The organism is Pseudomonas sp. GW822-FHT06D10, assembly GCF_058799535.1.
On sequence record NZ_JBXALN010000001.1, the window covers coordinates 406,517 to 422,740 of the forward strand.

Genomic DNA, 16,224 nt, shown 5'->3' on the forward strand with positions numbered 1-16,224 from the left:
TTCCGGGGCGCGCCGCGCAATCAAAAGAAAAAGCCGCGCAAACGAATGTCCTGCCGATTGCCGGGTCCGGCAAATTGCCTATTAATAATCACTCTCATTTCCAGGCACGGCAGCCTCCCATGGACGACCCCTTGCTCGACAGCGCCGCAGGACCGCCGGCAACTCTTCATTCCCGCCAACCCTGACGGCGGATTCCCAGCTCATTCCAGGGGCCTGATCTTTCAGGTCCAGGGCCGCTTTTTGCGTAAAAAACATCAGGAGACAGCATGTCCACTTTCGATGACCTCAAGGATTGCCCCTCTTGGCCCGAAGACTTCGCCCAGCGCTACCGCCAGGCCGGCTACTGGCGCGACGAAACCTTTGGCGACCTGCTGCGCAGCGCCGCCCAGGCCTTTGCCGAGCGTGAAGCGCTGACCGAAGGCGAGCAGCACCTGAGCTACCGGCAACTGGACCTGCGGGTCGACCAACTGGCCGCCGGCCTGTACCGGCTGGGTCTGCGGGCCGGCGACAACGTGGTGCTGCAACTGCCCAACAGTGCGGCCTTCGTCGAAGTCTGCTTTGCCCTTTACCGCCTCGGGGTGCGGCCGATCTTCGCGCTGCCGGCCCACCGGCACCTGGAAATCGGCCGCTTCTGCGAGTTCGCCCAGGCCCGGGCCTACTTCTGCGCCGACCGGGACGCCAGCTTCGACTATCGGGCCATGGCCCGCGACCTCAAGGACCGCAACCCGCAGCTGGAGTGGGTGGTAGTCGCCGGCGAAGCCGAGGAATTCACGGCCTTGCACAGCCTGTATGAGCCTGCGCCTGCGCGCACCTTCCCGTCCCCCAGCGCCGACGCGGTGGCCTGTTTCCAGCTCTCCGGCGGCTCCACCGGGGTGCCCAAGCTGATCCCGCGCCGGCACCACGAATACCTCTACAACCTGCGGGCCAGTGCCGAGCGCTGCGGCCTGTCCGAGGCCAGCGTGTACCTGGTGGCGCTGCCCATGGCGCACAACTTTCCCATGTGCTGCCCAGGGTTCATCGGCACCTTTTCGGTGGGCGGGCGGGTGGTGCTGAGCCCCTCGCCGAGCCCGGAAGTCTGCTTCGAACTGATCGAGCGCCAGGGGGTGACCCACACCGCGCTGGTGCCGCCCCTGGCCCTGGTCTGGCTGGAAGCGGCCCAGGCCCGCGGGCGTGGCCTGGCGCCGTTGCAACTGCTGCAAGTGGGCGGCGCCAAACTCAGCTACGAGGCCGCAAGGCGCATCGAACCGGTGCTCGGCTGCCGCCTGCAGCAGGTGTTCGGCATGGCCGAGGGGCTGATCTGCTACACCGACCCCGAGGACCCGCCACAGCGGGTGCTGCACACCCAGGGCCGGCCGCTGTCGCCGGCGGACGAAATTCGTGTGGTGGACGAGCACGACCAGCCGGTGCTGGTGGGGCAGGTGGGGCAGTTGCTGACCCGCGGCCCTTACACCATCCGCGGTTACTACCGTTACCCCGAGCACAACGCCCAGGCCTTCACGGCCGATGGTTTCTACCGCACCGGCGACCGGGTCATGCTCACCGCCGACGGCTACCTGATGGTGGAAGGGCGCGACAAGGACCTGATCAACCGCGGGGGCGAAAAGATCGCTGCCGAAGAAGTGGAAAACCTGCTGCTCAGCCACCCGGCGGTGGCCGACATCGCCCTGGTGGCGATGCCTGATGCCTTCCTGGGCGAACGCACCTGCGCCTTCGTCATCCCCCGCGGCACCGCGCCCCGGGCCCCGGAACTGCTGCGTCACCTAAGGGCCCAGGGCCTGGCGGCGTTCAAGCTGCCGGACCGCTTCGAGTTCATCCCGGCCTTCCCCCAGACCGGGGTCGGCAAGGTCAGCCGCAAGCACCTGCGCGAGGCGATCCAGGCCCTGTACTTCGGCGCCCAGGCCGAACCCCTGGAGGGAAGTGGCGCCCGTGGCTGAACGACAAGGACTTTGCGACCTGTTGCACCCGGTGCGCGGGCGCCTGCTGGCGGCCATGCTGCTGCAGGCCCTGGCGGCGCTGGTGGGGCTGTTGCCGTTCATTGCCGTGGCCGAACTGGCGCCGCTGCTGCTGGCCGGCGAGCTGGATGCGCAGCGTGCGCAGTTCTGGCTGCTGGCCGGCGCCGCCGCTTTGCTCCTGCGCCTGCTGGGGCTGGCGGCGGCATTGCAGATCACCCACCTGGCCGACAGCGACCTGCAACGCCAACTGCGCCAGCGCATCGCCGCGCACCTGGCACGGGTGCCCCTGGCCTGGTTCGGCCAGCAGCGGGAGACCGCCGAACGGGCCTTGCTGGATGATGTCGGCGCCCTGCACCAGTTGGTGGCGCACCTGCCCAACAACCTGGTGGCGGCGCTGGTGGTGCCCCTGGCCAGCCTGGTCTACCTGCTCACGGTGAGCCTGCCCATGACCCTGGTGGTGCTGCTGCCGCCATTGCTGGCGCTGTGGCGCTTGCGGGTCATGCGCACCCCGGCCTATCAGGCCGAGCGCCAGCGCCTGGGGGCGGCCCTGGGCGACCTGTCCACCGCGACCCTGAACTTTGTGCAGAGCATCGCCATGGTCAAGTCGTTCGGCCGTGCCGAGCGGGTGCAGGCGGATTTCGTCAGCGCGGTGCAGGGTTTCGGGCGTTTTTTCTCCCAGTGGGTGGAGCGCTGGGCGGGCCTGGGGGCGAGTGTCGAGGTGCTGCTGTCGCCCTTGCTGGTGCTGGCCCTGGTGCTGGTGGCCGGGGTGGCGCTGACGGCGGCCGGCTGGCTGCACCCGGTGCAACTGTTGCCGTTCGCCCTGCTTGGCCCGGCCCTGGCGGCGCCGGTGGCGGCATTGGGGCATGGCGCCGATTCCCTGGTCCAGGGCCGGGCGGCGGCGCAGCGCATCAGCACCGTGCTGAGTACCCCGGTGCAGGCGCAGCCGGCGTTCTCCCGGGAGCCCGAGGGGCATCAGGTGATCTTTGATGAAGTGGCTTTCAGCTACCCCGACGGCACCCAGGTGCTGCACGGCATCGACCTGTGCCTGCAACCGGGGACCCTGACCGCCCTGGTGGGGGATTCGGGCGCTGGCAAGTCGACCCTGGCCACCTTGCTGGCGCGCTTTGCCGACGTCAGCGCCGGGGCCATCCGCATCGGCGGCGTCGACCTGCGGGACATGGACAGCGCGACCCTCTATCGCCAGGTGGCCTTTGTCTTCCAGGACGTGCGCCTGCTGCGCAGCAGCGTTCTGGACAACCTGCGCCTGGGGCGTCCCGAGGCCACGCTGGCCGAGGCCGAGGAGGCGGCCCGGGCGGCGCAGATCCACAGTCGTATCACCGCCTTGCCCCAGGGTTATCACACCCAGCTGGGCAGTGGCGTGCAGCTCTCCGGTGGTGAAGTGCAGCGCCTGGGCATTGCCCGGGCGATGCTCAGCCAGGCACCGATCCTGGTGCTGGACGAAGCCACCGCCGCCAGCGACCCGGAGTCCGAAGCGGCGATCCAGCAGGCGTTGTCGCGGCTGGCGGCGGGGCGCACGGTGCTGGTGATCGCCCATCGCCTGAGCAGTATCCAGGATGCCGACCAGATTGCCGTGCTGCAGGCCGGGCAACTGGTGGAATGCGGCCGGCACCAGGCCCTGCTGGAGCAGCAGGGGGTGTATGCCGGGCTGTGGGCGGCGCAGCAGTTCTGCGCCGTGGAAACGGCGGGGGAGCAGGCATGATTGGCGCACTGTTACGCAGTTTGCAGCCGGCCGAAGCCAGCCTGCTGCGCCGGGCCTTGCTGGCCATGGCCGCCAGTGCCCTGGCCCAGGGCGCGGCGCTGGCCCTGTTGCCCATGGCCTTTGCCAGCCTGTTCGATGCCGCTGCCGGGCAGGCGCCGTGGCGATGGGCCGGGGCCTTTGCCGGTTTCGCGCTGCTGTGCCTGGGGTTGCGCCGGCATGCGCAACTGGCGGGCTACCGCGCGGGCGCCGCGGCGGCCCAGTCGTTGAACCTGCGCATCGGCGAACAACTGGTGCGCCTGCCCCTGGAGTGGTTCGTCGAGCGCCGCAGCGCCGAGCTCAATCGGCTGGTGACCCACACCGTACTGCAGATCATGAGCACCCCGGCGCACCTGTTGCAGCCCATGGCCAACGCCTTGCTGACGCCCCTGGCGCTGCTTGTGGCGCTGTTCTTCTATGACCGCACCATGGCCCTGGCGGCCCTGGCCAGCGTGCCCCTGCTGCTGGTGTTCTACCACTGGGGCGTGCGCTGGGGCGGCCAGGCCGAAAGCCGCAGTGAGGCGGCGGCCAACGAGGCGGCGGCGCGGGTCCTGGAGTTCCTGCGCCAGCAGCCGCTGCTGCGTGCCAGTGGCCGCACCGGCGAAGGCTTCAGCCTGCTCACCGAGGCCTTGCAGCAACAGCGCCGGGCCCAGCGTCGGGCCCACTGGCGGACCTTTCCGGCGGCCCTGGGGCTGGCGGTGGTGCTCCAGGCCGGCTACACCGCGATGCTGCTGTGCGGCCTGTATGCAGTGCTCGGTGGCAGCCTGGGAGTGGCCCAGTACCTGGCGCTGGCGGTGCTCGCCACCTGCCTGGTGGAGCCCATGGGCACCCTGGTCAACCTCGGCACGACCTTGCGCCAGACCCGCCATGGCCTGAACCGTTTGCGCCACTTGTTGCGCCTGCCGGCGCTGCCGGAGCCGAGCCAGCCCGAGGAACCCCGGGGGCATCAGGTGCAGGTCCGCGACCTGGGGCTGGTGCGCCAGGAGCAGGTGATCCTGCAGGGCATCAGCTTCGAGTTGGCGCCGGCCTCGCTGAACCTGCTGGTGGGCGCCTCCGGCTCCGGCAAGTCGAGCCTGCTGCGCCTGCTGGCGCGGTTCAGCGATGTCGATAGCGGCGCCATTTTGTTGGGTGGTGTCGACCTGCGCCAACTGTCCGCCGCGCAGCGCGATCGTTCCATCGCCCTGATGTTCCAGGACTGTCCGCCGCTGGCTGCGAGCCTGCTGGACAACCTGCGCCTGGGCGACCCCGAGGCCAGCGACAGCCAACTGATGGACGCCGCCCAAGCCACCGGCCTGGACCTTGTGGCCCAGCGCCTGCCCCAGGGCTGGCAGACCCGGGTCGGCGAGGGCGGCGTCAGCCTCTCCGGGGGCGAGCGCCAGTGCCTGGCCCTGGCCCGGGTGCTGCTCAAGGACGCCAGCCTGATCCTGCTGGACGAACCCACCGCGGCCCTCGATGCCATCAGCGAGGCCCGGGTCAACCGTTGCCTGCTGCAACTGGCGCGCAAGCACACGGTGCTGCTGGTGACTCACAAACCGACCCTGGCCCCCAGCGCCGGACAGATCCTCCTGCTGGAGCAGGGCCACCTGGCCCAGCGCGGTACCCACGCCCAACTGATGGCGGCCCCGGGCCGTTATCGCGAGCTGTTCCACGAGCGCGAGGCGATCAATCGCTGGCGCCTGCGCCAACCCCCTTCCGTACCCCAAAGGAACGTCCACCATGACCGATAACCCAGCACTGGCACGCGCTCATCCAGCGGACGCCGGCCTGAGTCATTCACCCCAAGGACTCTGCGAAGGCATTGCCCGGCTGCTCGGCTACAGCGCCGAGGATCTTGAACCCCAGGCCTCCCTGATCGAGCAGGGGCTCGACTCGGTGAGCATCATGCGCCTGCCGGCGCTGCTGGCCGCCGAAGGCGTGGCCCTGAGCTTCGCCGAACTGATCCAGCAACCGACCCTGGACGCCTGGTGGGCGCTGATCGAGGCTCGCCGTGGCCTCGCGACGCCGCACCTGCAGGCCGTGGCCAGCGCCCCTGGCAACAGCGATTTCGCCCTGACCCCATTGCAGCAGGCCTACTGGTTCGGCCGCGATCCGGGCATGCCCCTGGGCGGCGTCGGCTGCCACCTGTACCAGGAACTGGACGGCCAGGGCCTGGAGCCCCAGCGCCTGGAGCAGGCCCTGCGCCGCCTGTGCCAGCGCCATCCGATGCTGCGGGCGTGCTTTATCAGCGACACCTGCCAGCGCATCCTGCCCCAGAGCCCCTGGCCCGGGCTGACCGTCCACGACCTGCGCCAGGCTTCCTGCGTCGGGGCTGCCGAGGCCCTGGAGCAGATCCGCGAAAACCTCTCGCACCGGTGCCTGGAGGTCAGCCGCGGGCAGGTGTTCGATGTGCAGTTGAGCCTGCTGCCCGAAGGCCGCAGCCGCCTGCACCTGAACATCGACCTGCTGGTGGCCGACGTGCTCAGCATTGGCATCCTGCTGCGCGACCTGGCGCTGATCCATGCCGGCCAGGAGCACAGCCTGCCGGCCCTGGACTGGAACTTCGCCGACTACCTGCGGGCCGAACAGGCGGCGCGCGCGCCACTGCTGGCGGCGGCCCGGAACTATTGGCTGGAGCGCCTGGAAGAGCTACCGGACGGCCCGCAACTGCCCCTGGCCCAGGAACCGCAGAACGCCGGCACTGCGCGTTTTCGCCGCCTGGCCATGCGTCTGGACCAGGGCCAGTTGCAGGCCCTGGAGCAGCGCGCCCGGCAGCACGGGTTGACCCTGGCCAGCGTGCTGGCCTGCGCCTATGCCCAGGTGCTGGGGCGCTGGAGCGCCAGCCAGCATTTCCTGCTCAACGTGCCGCTGTTCAATCGCCAGGAACTGCACCCGTGCGTGCCTCATCTGCTGGCGGACTTTTCCAACCTGGTGCTGCTGGAGGTCGACCAGCGCCAGCCCGCGCCCTTCAGCCAGCAGGCCCTGGCGTTGCAGGCTCAATTGCACCGCGACATCGCCCACAGCGCCTGGCCCGGGGTCGAGGTGCTGCGCGAGCGGGCGCGGCTGCGCCAGGGCGGTGGCCAGGGCGCGCCGGTGGTGTTCGCCTGCAACCTGGGCCCGGCCTTTGTCGACTCCACCTGCCGCGAGCAACTGGGCGAACCGGGCTGGGCGCTGTCGCAGACGCCCCAGGTCTGGCTCGACCACCAGAGCTACCCGCTGGCCGACGGCCTGCTGCTGAACTGGGACGCGGTGGACGCGCTGTTCCCCGAAGGCCTGCTGGACGAGATGTTCGACGCCTACCGCGCCTTGCTGTTGTGGCTGTGCGCCAACGACTGGCAGCAGGTGGCGCCCTTGCCGCTGCCGGCGGCGCAACAGCAGCGCCGCCAGCAGGTCAATGCCACCGCACACGCGACCCCGGCGCAGCTGTTGCACCAGGGCTTTTTCCAGCAGGCGCGCCTGAACCCCGAGGCCGTGGCGCTGATCTGCGAGCAGGGCAGCCTGAGCTACGCCGAGCTCGCCCGGCAGGCCCTGCAACTGGCCGGGGCCTTGGGCGAGTGGGGCGTGCAGCCGGGTGACGCGGTGGCGATCACCTTGCCCAAGGGCCGCGACCAGGTGGTCGCGGTGCTGGGGACCCTTGCCGCCGGGGCGGTCTATGTGCCGGTGGGCATCGAGCAGCCGCCGGCGCGCCGCGACATGATCTACCAGCGCGCCGGGGCGCGGGTGGTGATCACCGATCAGGCCCACCGCGAGGGCGGTATCTGGCTCGCCGAACTGCGGGTGGTGACCCTGGCCCAGGCGCTTGTCGCACCGGCGCTGGAGCAACCCCTGGAGATGACGGCGGATGCCCTGGCCTACGTGATCTTCACCTCGGGCACCACCGGCGAACCCAAGGGCGTGGAACTGTCCCATCAGGCGGCGATGAACACCATCACCGCCATCAACCGGCGCTACCAGGTGAGCGCCGAGGATCGGGTGCTGGGGGTCTCGGCCCTGGATTTCGACCTGTCGGTGTACGACCTGTTCGGCCTGCTGAGTGTCGGCGGCGCCCTGGTGCTGCCGGCGGACGGGCTGCGCAAGGAGCCCCGGGAATGGCTGCGGCTGATCCGCGAACAGCGGGTGAGTGTGTGGAACTCGGTGCCGGCGCTGCTGGACATGCTGACCCTGCAAGTGCGCGACGACGGCGGCCTGGGAGCCTTGCGCCTGGCCATGGTCTCCGGTGACTGGGTCGGCCTCGACCTGCCACGGCGCCTGGAGCGGGCGGCGGGCCACCGCGTGCCGTTCGTGGCCCTGGGCGGCGCCACCGAGGCGGCGATCTGGTCCAACTACCAGGACGTGGCGCAGGTGCCCGGGCACTGGCGTTCGATCCCCTACGGGCGGCCCCTGGACAACCAGTGCTTCCGGGTGGTGGACAGCCAGGGCCGTGACTGCCCGGACTGGGTGCCCGGCGAGCTGTGGATCGGCGGTGCCGGGGTGGCCGCCGGCTATCGCGGCCTGCCGACCCTCAGCGCCCAGCGCTTTGTCGAGCACGAGGGCCGGCGCTGGTATCGCACCGGCGACCAGGGCCGCTACTGGGCCGACGCCAGCCTGGAGTTTCTCGGGCGCCTGGACCATCAGGTCAAGGTCCGCGGCTTTCGCATCGAGCTGGCAGAAATCGACGTGGCCCTGGAGCGCCACCCGGCCATCGACCGCGCGCTGAGCCTGGTGCTGCCCGGCAGCGAAGCGCAGCTGGCGGCGGTGCTGCTGGCCCGGGAGCCGCTGCCCGAACCCCAGGCCCTGCGCCAGTGGCTGGGGCAATGGCTGCCCGAACACATGCTCCCGGACCTCTGGCTGAGCCTGCCGGAACTGCCCCTGAGCACTAACGGCAAGGTCGATCGCGCGGCTTTGCTGTGGCTGCTGCAGGAGCAGCGCCGGGGCATCCAGCCGCAGAGTGCCGAGCCGCCGCAAGGGGAATGGGAAGAGGCCGTGGCCGCGCTCTGGCAGGAGCTGCTGGAGGTGCCGCAGGTGGGCCGGCACCAGGGCTTTTTTGCCCTGGGCGGCAACAGCCTGCTGGCGGCCCGGTTGATCGAACGCATCGCCCGGCAGTTCCAGCTGGAACTGTCGCTCAAGGATTTTTTCAACGCGGCCACCGTGGCCCTGCAGGGGCAGTTGCTTGCCTCGCGCCGGGAACAGCGGCCCGTCAATCAGAACGCAATGGTGGAGGGCGTGTTATGACGCTGCAGCAACTGCAACAGGATCTGCAACAACTGGGTGTGGAACTCTGGGAAGAACAGGGTCGCTTGCGCTATCGGGCCCCGGCCGGGGTCATGGACGAGGCGCGCCTGCAACAGCTGCGCGAACACAAGGAGGCGCTGCTGCAACAGCTGCAAGCGGCGCAGATGCCGACCCTGGAGGCCGACCATTCGTCCCGGGAAGAACCCTTCCCGCTGACCGACGTGCAGGCCGCCTACCTGCTGGGCCGCACCACGGCTTTCAGCTACGGCGGCGTGGCCTGCCACGGCTACCTGGAGTTCGCCCAGAAGGACCTGGACCCGGTGCGCCTGGAGCAGGCCTGGAACCAGTTGATCGCGCGTCACGAGATGCTGCGGGCCGTGGTCCTGGAGGAGGGCTACCAGCGCATCCTGCCCCAGGTGCCGCATTACTCCATCGCCCGCCACGACCTGAGCCGGGACGACGGCAGCGCCTTGCAGGCCTTGCGCGAGCGCATGGAATTGCGCCGTGCACCGCCCCAGCAATGGCCGCTGATCGAGCTGTGCGTGAGCCAGGGCCGCGACACCTCGCGCTTGCACCTGTCAGTGGACCTCTTGGTGTGCGACTACCAGAGCGTGCGCATGCTGCTGGTCGAACTGCAGCAGCTGTACCGCGGCGAGAGCCTGCCGGCGCCGGCGCAGATCAGCTTTCGCGACTATGTGCTGGGTGAGCGCCGCCTGCGCGAGCAGCCGCGCTACCAGCGTGATCGCGACTACTGGTGGGCGCGGGTCGACAGCCTGCCGGGTGCGCCGGAACTGCCATTGCTGGGGCCGCCCAGCGGGCCGCGCTTCCAGCGCCGGGCCATGGGCCTGGAGGCCCGGGACTGCAATGCCTTGCGCCTGAACGCGGCGGCGGCCGGGGTCGGTGTGTCGGCGGCGATCCTCTCGGCCTATGCCGAAACCCTGGGCCGCTGGAGCCGGCGCGGGCACTTCTGCCTGAGCCTGACCCTGCTCAATCGCCTGTCCCTGCACCCCCAGGTGGATCGCCTGGTGGGGGACTTCAGCTCGGTGGAACTGCTGGAAGTGCAGACCCTGCAAGGCGGCAGCTTCGGCCAGCGCAGCCAGCAGCTGCAGGAGCGCCTGTGGCAGGACATGGACCATCGCCTGTGTTCGGGTATCGAAGTGCTGCGCGAGCTGGCGCGGCGCAAGGGCCAGGACGCGGCGCTGATGCCCTACGCCTTCACCAGCACCCTGGGGGCCGGCGGCGAGAGCGGCGGCGGGGCCTTCATGCCCGGTGCCGAGCTGGTGTTCGGCATCAGCCAGACACCCCAGGTGCTGATCGACTGCCAGGTCAGCGAGCGTGACGACGGCTTGGCGATCAACTGGGACATCCGCGAAGGGGTGTTCAGCGAGACCCTGCTGGATGCGCTGTTCGACACCTTCGAACGCCTGCTCAAGCGCCTGGCCCGGGAGCCCTCGGCCTGGACCCTGGATGACTGCCTGGAGTTGCCGGCGGCCCAGCGTCTGCAGCGCGAGCTGGTGAACCAGACTGCCGCGCCTTTGCCCTCCGGCCTGCTGCATGAGCCGTTCTGGCGCCAGGCCGCGGCTGCTCCCGAGCGTGTGGCGCTGATCCAGGGCGCCGCGCAACTGAGCTACGGCGAACTGGCCGGGCGCGCCGAAGCCGTGGCCGAAGCCTTGCTCGACGCCGGCTGCCAGCCTGGAGAGCGGGTCGCGGTGTGCATGGACAAGGGCCTGGAACAGGTGATCGCGGTGCTCGGCATCCTGCGGGCCGGGGCCGCCTACCTGCCCCTGGACACCAACCAGCCCGAGGCCCGGCGCCAGTTGATCCTGGACAACGCCGAGGTCGCCCGGGTGCTCAGCCAGTCCTGGCTGAGCGACAGCCTGTGCTGGCCGGCGCGGGTGACCCAGGTGATCGCGGTGGACCAGGGCCCGCGGGCGGCACAACGGGCGTTGCCGAGCCTGGACATCGACCCGCAGCAACTGGCCTACGTGATCTACACCTCGGGCTCCACCGGGGTGCCCAAGGGTGTGATGATCAACCATCAGGCGGCCCTCAATACCATCGTCGACATCAACCAGCGCTTTGCCATCGAGGCCCAAGACCGGGTACTGGCCCTGGCCAGCCTGGGCTTCGATCTGTCGGTGTATGACATCTTCGGCCTGCTGGCCGTGGGCGGCGCCCTGGTGCTGCCGGACCCGCAACGCCGCGCCGACCCTTCGCACTGGGCCGAGTGCGTCCGGGAACACGGGGTGACCCTGTGGAACTCGGTGCCGGCGCAATTGCAGATGCTCACCCACTACCTGCAGGCCGTGCCATCCATGGCCCCCGGTTCCCTGCGCCTGGCGCTGCTGTCTGGAGACTGGATCCCCCTGAACCTGCCGGCGGAGGCCGCCCAGCTACTGCCCGGGCTGCGGCTGATCAGCCTCGGCGGCGCCACCGAAGCGGCGATCTGGTCGATCTACTATCCGATTACCCAGGTCAACCCCCAGTGGCGCAGCATTCCCTACGGCATGCCCCTGGCCAATCAGCGCTTCATGGTGCTCGACGAGCAGGGCCGGGATCGCCCGCAAGGGGTGGCCGGCGAGCTGTACATCGCCGGTAGCGGTCTGGCCCTGGGGTATCTGGGGGATGCCGAGAAAACCGCCGAGCGCTTTGTCGATCATCCGCGCAGCGGCGAGCGCCTGTACCGCACCGGCGACCTGGGGCGCTACCTGGACGACGGCCTGATCGAGTTCCTCGGCCGCGAAGATTTCCAGGTCAAGGTCCGTGGCCACCGCATTGAACTGGCGGAGGTGGAAAGCGCGCTGCTCAGCCATCCCCATGTGGAGTCCGCGGTGGTGGTTGCAGCGGGCGAGGGCGCCTTCGAGCGGCACTTGCAAGCCTGCCTGCGGGCCAGCCTGCGGGACACGCCGATCGCCTGGCCGGCGCAGTTGCAGGCGCGCACCCAGGCGGCGGCCGAAGCCGTGCGCGGCGGCTTGAGCGATGCCCTGGTGAGCGAGATGTCGGCCTGTGTCGAGCGCGCCGCACTGCTGTCCATGGGCCTGGCCCTGCAACGCCCCGGCTTGTTCGAGAGTGCCGGGCAGAGCCATGCCCTGGACGAGATTGTCGCGGCTTGTGAGGTGGCGCCGCGCAACCAGCGCTTGATCCGCCGTTGGCTGCAAGCCCTGGCCCGGGAAGGCCTGGTGCACCGGGACCTGCACACCGGGCGTTATTCGGGCCTGCAGGTATCGGCCGAGGAATACCGCCAGCAATGGCAGCGCATCGATGCCCTGGAACCGTCCGTGGGCTGGGGCGGCGAAGTGCTGCGCTACCTGCGCGAAAGCCAGGAGCAACTGCCGGCGCTGATGAGCGACCAACTGGACCCGCTGCACCTGCTGTTTCCCCAGGGCCGCACCGACACCGCCGAAGGCGCCTACCGCAAGAACCTGATCAGCCAGTACCTGAACCAGGCGGTGTGCGCCGCGGTGCAGGAGATCATCCGCCAGCGTCCGGCCGGCCAGCGCCTGCGCCTGCTGGAGATCGGCGCCGGGGTCGGCGGCACCAGCGCCGACCTGATCCCGGCCCTGGACGGGCTGGCGGTGGACTACCAGTTCACCGACCTGTCGCAGTTCTTCCTCAACGAGGCCCGGGAACATTTCGCCGCTTACCCCTGGGTCAGCTACGGGCTGTTCGACCTCAACCAGGACCATTGGGCCCAGGGCGTGGCCGCCAACTCCCTGGACGTGATCCTCTGCGCCAACGTGCTGCACAACTCGCGGCACGCCAGCCGGGTGCTGGCGCGGCTGCGGGAGATGCTGGCCCCGGGCGGCTGGCTGATCTTCATCGAGGCCACTCGCGACACTTACCAGATCATGGCGTCCATGGAGTTCAAGGAGGGCCTCACCGCCTTCGAGGATTTCCGGGCCGAACTGGATACCACCTTCATCCGCCGCGAACAGTGGCAGCAGTTGCTGCTGGAGGCCGGAGGCGAGACCCCGCTGTGCCTGCCCGGGGCCGATGACGCCATGTCGCAGATCGGCCAGCACCTGTTCATCACCCGCTTCAAGAGCGAGCGCCAGGCCCTGGAGCCCGAGCAGATGCGGGCCCATCTGGCCCGGCACCTGCCGGAGTACATGATCCCGAGCCACTGGCAGATCCTCGATGAAATGCCCCTGACCGCCAACGGCAAGGTCGACCGCCAGGCCCTGGCGCGGATCGGCGTGGCCGGCCCCGAGCAGCAGGCCAGCAGCGGCGCGGCGCCCGTGGATGAGCTGGAACGCAGCATTGCCGAGGTCTGGCAGACCCTGTTGCGGGTGCCGGCGGTGGGCCGTGACCAGGGCTTCTTCGAGCTTGGCGGCGACTCGCTGCTGGTGGCCCAGGTGGTGGGCCGCCTGCGTGAAGCCTTGCCCCAGGCCCGGCAGTTGCCCTGGAGTGACCTGCTGCGCCAGTTGATCAACCAGCCCACGGTGGCGGCCCTGGCCGATTACCTGCGAGGCCAGGGCGTGGAGGGCGATTCGCCGCTGGTGCGCATCAGCGACAAGGCCCAGGGCCCGACGCGGATCTTCGTCCACGACGGCAGCGGCACCCTGGCGCCGTACCGAGCCCTGTTTGCCGCCCTGGGGGAAGAAGCGCCCCTGGAAGGGCTGGTGCTCAACGATGTGCCGGCCTACCTGGCCCTGGAGCCGGCCACGGCGATCCGCCAGTTGGCCGAGCGTTATGCCGACACTCTGCAGGCCGAAGGCCGGCGCCAGGTGAGCATCGTCGGCTACTGCCTGGGCGGGCTGCTGGCCACCGAGCTGGCGGCGTGCCTGGCGGCGCGCTCCATCGAGGTGCTGCAACTGAGCGTGATCAGCAGCTACCGGGTGCCGTTCATGATCGAGGACGACCTCTTGGCCGAGTACGTGTTCGCCCGGGTGATGCAGGCCGATCCGCTGGCCCTGGGTTACCCCGAGGATGAACAGGCCATGGAACGCACCATCGCCCGGGTGCTGGCGCAGACTCCGGGGCGCGTGCCCCAGGGTTCGCTGCTGGCCTTGAGCGAGGATGCCCAGTGCGCCCCGGCCCTGGCCTGCCTGCGGCGTCTGGCACACAAGACCCCGGAGCAGCGCCTGCAGGCCATTGCCGAGGCCATGCGCCACGCCGGTTCGCAACTGAGCGACCTGCACTGGCTGCGCGAGCAGTTGCAGGTATTGCGCCACAGCCTGGCCGCGGTAGCCCTGCACGAGGCCACGCCGTACCAGGGCGACATGCTGTTCATTCGCCAGAGCGGCGAGGTGCAGGTGCTGCCCGGCATGCACCGCGACATGAGCGCCTACTGGCAGGCCCTGTGCCTGGGTGAGCTGCGGGTAGTGGATGTGCCCGGGGATCATTTCAGTTGCATGCAGCAGCCCCAGGTGCAAGCCGTGGCCCAGGCCTTCGATGCACCCACCGAGGTGGCGGCATGAGGGCAGGGGTGATGGGGCTGGTCGGCGCTTACGGCAGCGTCGGCCGTCAGGTCGCGCAGTTGCTGGCCGGCAAGGTGGCACTGCGCCTGGGTGGACGCGATCCGCGGCAGGCCGAGCAACTGAACCAGCAGTTGGGGGCGCGCGCCGAGGTGCGCGCCCTGGACCTGTGGGAGCCACAGAGCCTGGCGGACTTCTGCGCCGGCTGTTCGCTGGTGATCAACTGCGCCGGGCCCAGCTACCGGATTCTCGATCGGGTGGCCCGGGCCGCCCTGGCCGCAGGCGCCGACTACCTGGATGTGGGGGGCGACGATCCACTCCATGAGCGGCTGGTGGGACAGCTGCCGGCGGGGCACCGGGTGCTGTTGTCGGCGGGCATGCTGCCGGGGCTCTCGGGGCTGTTTCCGCAACTGCTGGCGCAGTCCTTCCAGCGGGTCGATGCCTTGCGCTGCTATGCCGGTGGGCTGGGGCGCTTGTCCGCCACGGCTGCCGAGGATTTCCTGCTGAGCCTGGGCAACGGCTTCGGCCAGGCCCAGTGCGGCTGGTGCGAAGGGCAGGTGGTGCGCAGCACGGCAAGTGCCGAACAGGCATTGCAACGCGACTGGCTGCCACCGGCCGGGGTGCAGGCCTATCCGTACCTGAGCACCGAGCAGCAGCGCCTGTTCGGTGATGTGCCGGTGCGCCACGGTCAGGGTTTCAACCTGTTCGAGGGCGGCCAACTGGCGGCGGCCCTGCAACGTATCCAGGGCTCGGCGCCAGAGGCGCGGAGCAGCGCGCAGAACATCGCTGCGCTGGTGCAGGCCAGCGCCCTGGATGTGGCCGGGCGCCGGCCCTATCAACTGCTGGCGGTGGAAATCGACGGCCTGCGCGAGGGCCGCCAGCAGCAGGCCAGCGCCTGGCTGCGGGCCAGCGACGGCTCGCGCCTGACCGGCAGCGTCGCAGCCTTCTGTGCACTGCAGTGGGCGCATCTGCCTGAGGGGCTGCACTACGCCGCCCAGGTGCTGGACGCGACGGCCTGCCTGGAACAACTGCTGCGCTGGCTGCCGGATACCCGGGTGCACCTGCCCGACTTCGCCGCTGTGGCGCTGGTCGAGCCAGAGGAGGGCGTGCTGTGAGAAAGGTTCCCAGTGCCTGGCTGCGTCGTTATCCGCAGCCGCAACCGCCGCGCTGCCGCCTGGTGTGCCTGCCCCATGCCGGTGGCAGCGCGAGCTTTTTCAACGACTGGCGTGGCCAGTTGCCGGCGGATGTCGAGCTGGTCAGCGTGCAGTACCCGGGGCGCGAAGAGCGCCTGAGCGAAAGCTGGCCCGGCAGCCTGGAGTGGATGGCGGGCACTATCACCCGGGCCCTGTCGGACCTGGTGGATCGGCCCCTGGTGCTGTTCGGCCACAGCATGGGCGCGGCCCTGGCCTATGAGGTGGCGGCGCGCATGCAGCAGCAGGGCTCGGCGCCACAACGGTTGATCGTGTCCGCGCACCCCGCGCCCCATCGCCAGCGCAGCGGCGAACTGCACCTGGGCCCGGACGAGGACCTGCTGGCGGATGTGCGGCGCCTGTCGGACGGTGCGCCGTCGCCCCTGGATGACCCGGCGCTGCGCGACCTGTACCTGCCGGCGTTGCGCAACGACTACCGGCTGATCGAGTGCTACCGCGGTGCGCCCGGCCGCGCCCTGGACCTGCCCCTGAGCGTGTGCCTGGGGGCCCGGGACACCGAGGTGGACCAGGACGAAGCCTATGCCTGGGCCGAGGTCAGCGCCCAGGTCACCGACTTCCAGGCCTTCCCCGGCGGGCACTTCTACCTGCGCGAGCAACAGGCCGAACTGCTGCGCCACCTGACCCGGCTGCTGGCCGGCCATGGCGAGCAGCCGTGGCAGTGCTGGCCCTCGACCCCATGAATTTTCCCTTGGTAGACCCCG

General features: G+C 69.9%; 7 protein-coding genes. All 7 read left to right on the forward strand.

The features are described from left to right. The first annotated feature begins 266 nt into the window (after positions 1-266). From AC1RL5_RS01775 to AC1RL5_RS01805, 7 genes are read left to right on the forward strand one after another with little or no spacing between them, the layout of a single operon-like run. Positions 267-1,934, forward strand: a complete 1,668-nt coding sequence (locus AC1RL5_RS01775) for a (2,3-dihydroxybenzoyl)adenylate synthase (RefSeq protein WP_072450093.1) — start codon at positions 267-269, stop codon at positions 1,932-1,934. Beyond that, entirely contained in the window at positions 1,927-3,672 is a 1,746-nt protein-coding gene (locus AC1RL5_RS01780) for an ABC transporter ATP-binding protein (protein WP_492589003.1), read from the forward strand. Before AC1RL5_RS01775 ends, AC1RL5_RS01780 begins: the two co-directional genes overlap by 8 nt. Continuing rightward, positions 3,669-5,435, forward strand: a complete 1,767-nt coding sequence (locus AC1RL5_RS01785; RefSeq protein ID WP_072450095.1) for an ABC transporter ATP-binding protein — start codon at positions 3,669-3,671, stop codon at positions 5,433-5,435. Before AC1RL5_RS01780 ends, AC1RL5_RS01785 begins: the two co-directional genes overlap by 4 nt. Next, on the forward strand, positions 5,425-8,895 hold the full coding sequence (locus tag AC1RL5_RS01790; protein ID WP_492589002.1) for a non-ribosomal peptide synthetase: 3,471 nt from the start codon (positions 5,425-5,427) through the stop codon (positions 8,893-8,895). The genes AC1RL5_RS01785 and AC1RL5_RS01790 overlap by 11 nt, the downstream gene beginning before the upstream one ends. Further along, entirely contained in the window at positions 8,892-14,315 is a 5,424-nt protein-coding gene (locus tag AC1RL5_RS01795) for a non-ribosomal peptide synthetase (RefSeq protein WP_492589001.1), read from the forward strand. The genes AC1RL5_RS01790 and AC1RL5_RS01795 overlap by 4 nt, the downstream gene beginning before the upstream one ends. After that, complete coding sequence (locus tag AC1RL5_RS01800; RefSeq protein WP_492589000.1) at positions 14,312-15,427, forward strand: saccharopine dehydrogenase NADP-binding domain-containing protein; 1,116 nt, start codon at positions 14,312-14,314, stop codon at positions 15,425-15,427. The genes AC1RL5_RS01795 and AC1RL5_RS01800 overlap by 4 nt, the downstream gene beginning before the upstream one ends. After that, positions 15,424-16,203 carry a thioesterase II family protein gene (locus AC1RL5_RS01805; RefSeq protein WP_011061770.1) on the forward strand — a complete coding sequence of 260 codons (780 nt, stop codon included), beginning with the start codon at positions 15,424-15,426 and terminating at the stop codon, positions 16,201-16,203. The genes AC1RL5_RS01800 and AC1RL5_RS01805 overlap by 4 nt, the downstream gene beginning before the upstream one ends. The last annotated feature ends 21 nt before the right edge of the window (positions 16,204-16,224 follow it).

Excerpts from the sequence above, each read along its gene's own strand:
- AC1RL5_RS01775 (WP_072450093.1), top strand. The coding sequence starts at position 267 with ATGTCCACTTTCGATGACCTCAAGGATTGCCCCTCTTGGCCCGAAGAC.
- AC1RL5_RS01790 (WP_492589002.1), top strand. The coding sequence starts at position 5,425 with ATGACCGATAACCCAGCACTGGCACGCGCTCATCCAGCGGACGCCGGC.
- AC1RL5_RS01785 (WP_072450095.1), top strand. The coding sequence starts at position 3,669 with ATGATTGGCGCACTGTTACGCAGTTTGCAGCCGGCCGAAGCCAGCCTG.
- AC1RL5_RS01800 (WP_492589000.1), top strand. The coding sequence starts at position 14,312 with ATGAGGGCAGGGGTGATGGGGCTGGTCGGCGCTTACGGCAGCGTCGGC.
- AC1RL5_RS01795 (WP_492589001.1), top strand. The coding sequence starts at position 8,892 with ATGACGCTGCAGCAACTGCAACAGGATCTGCAACAACTGGGTGTGGAA.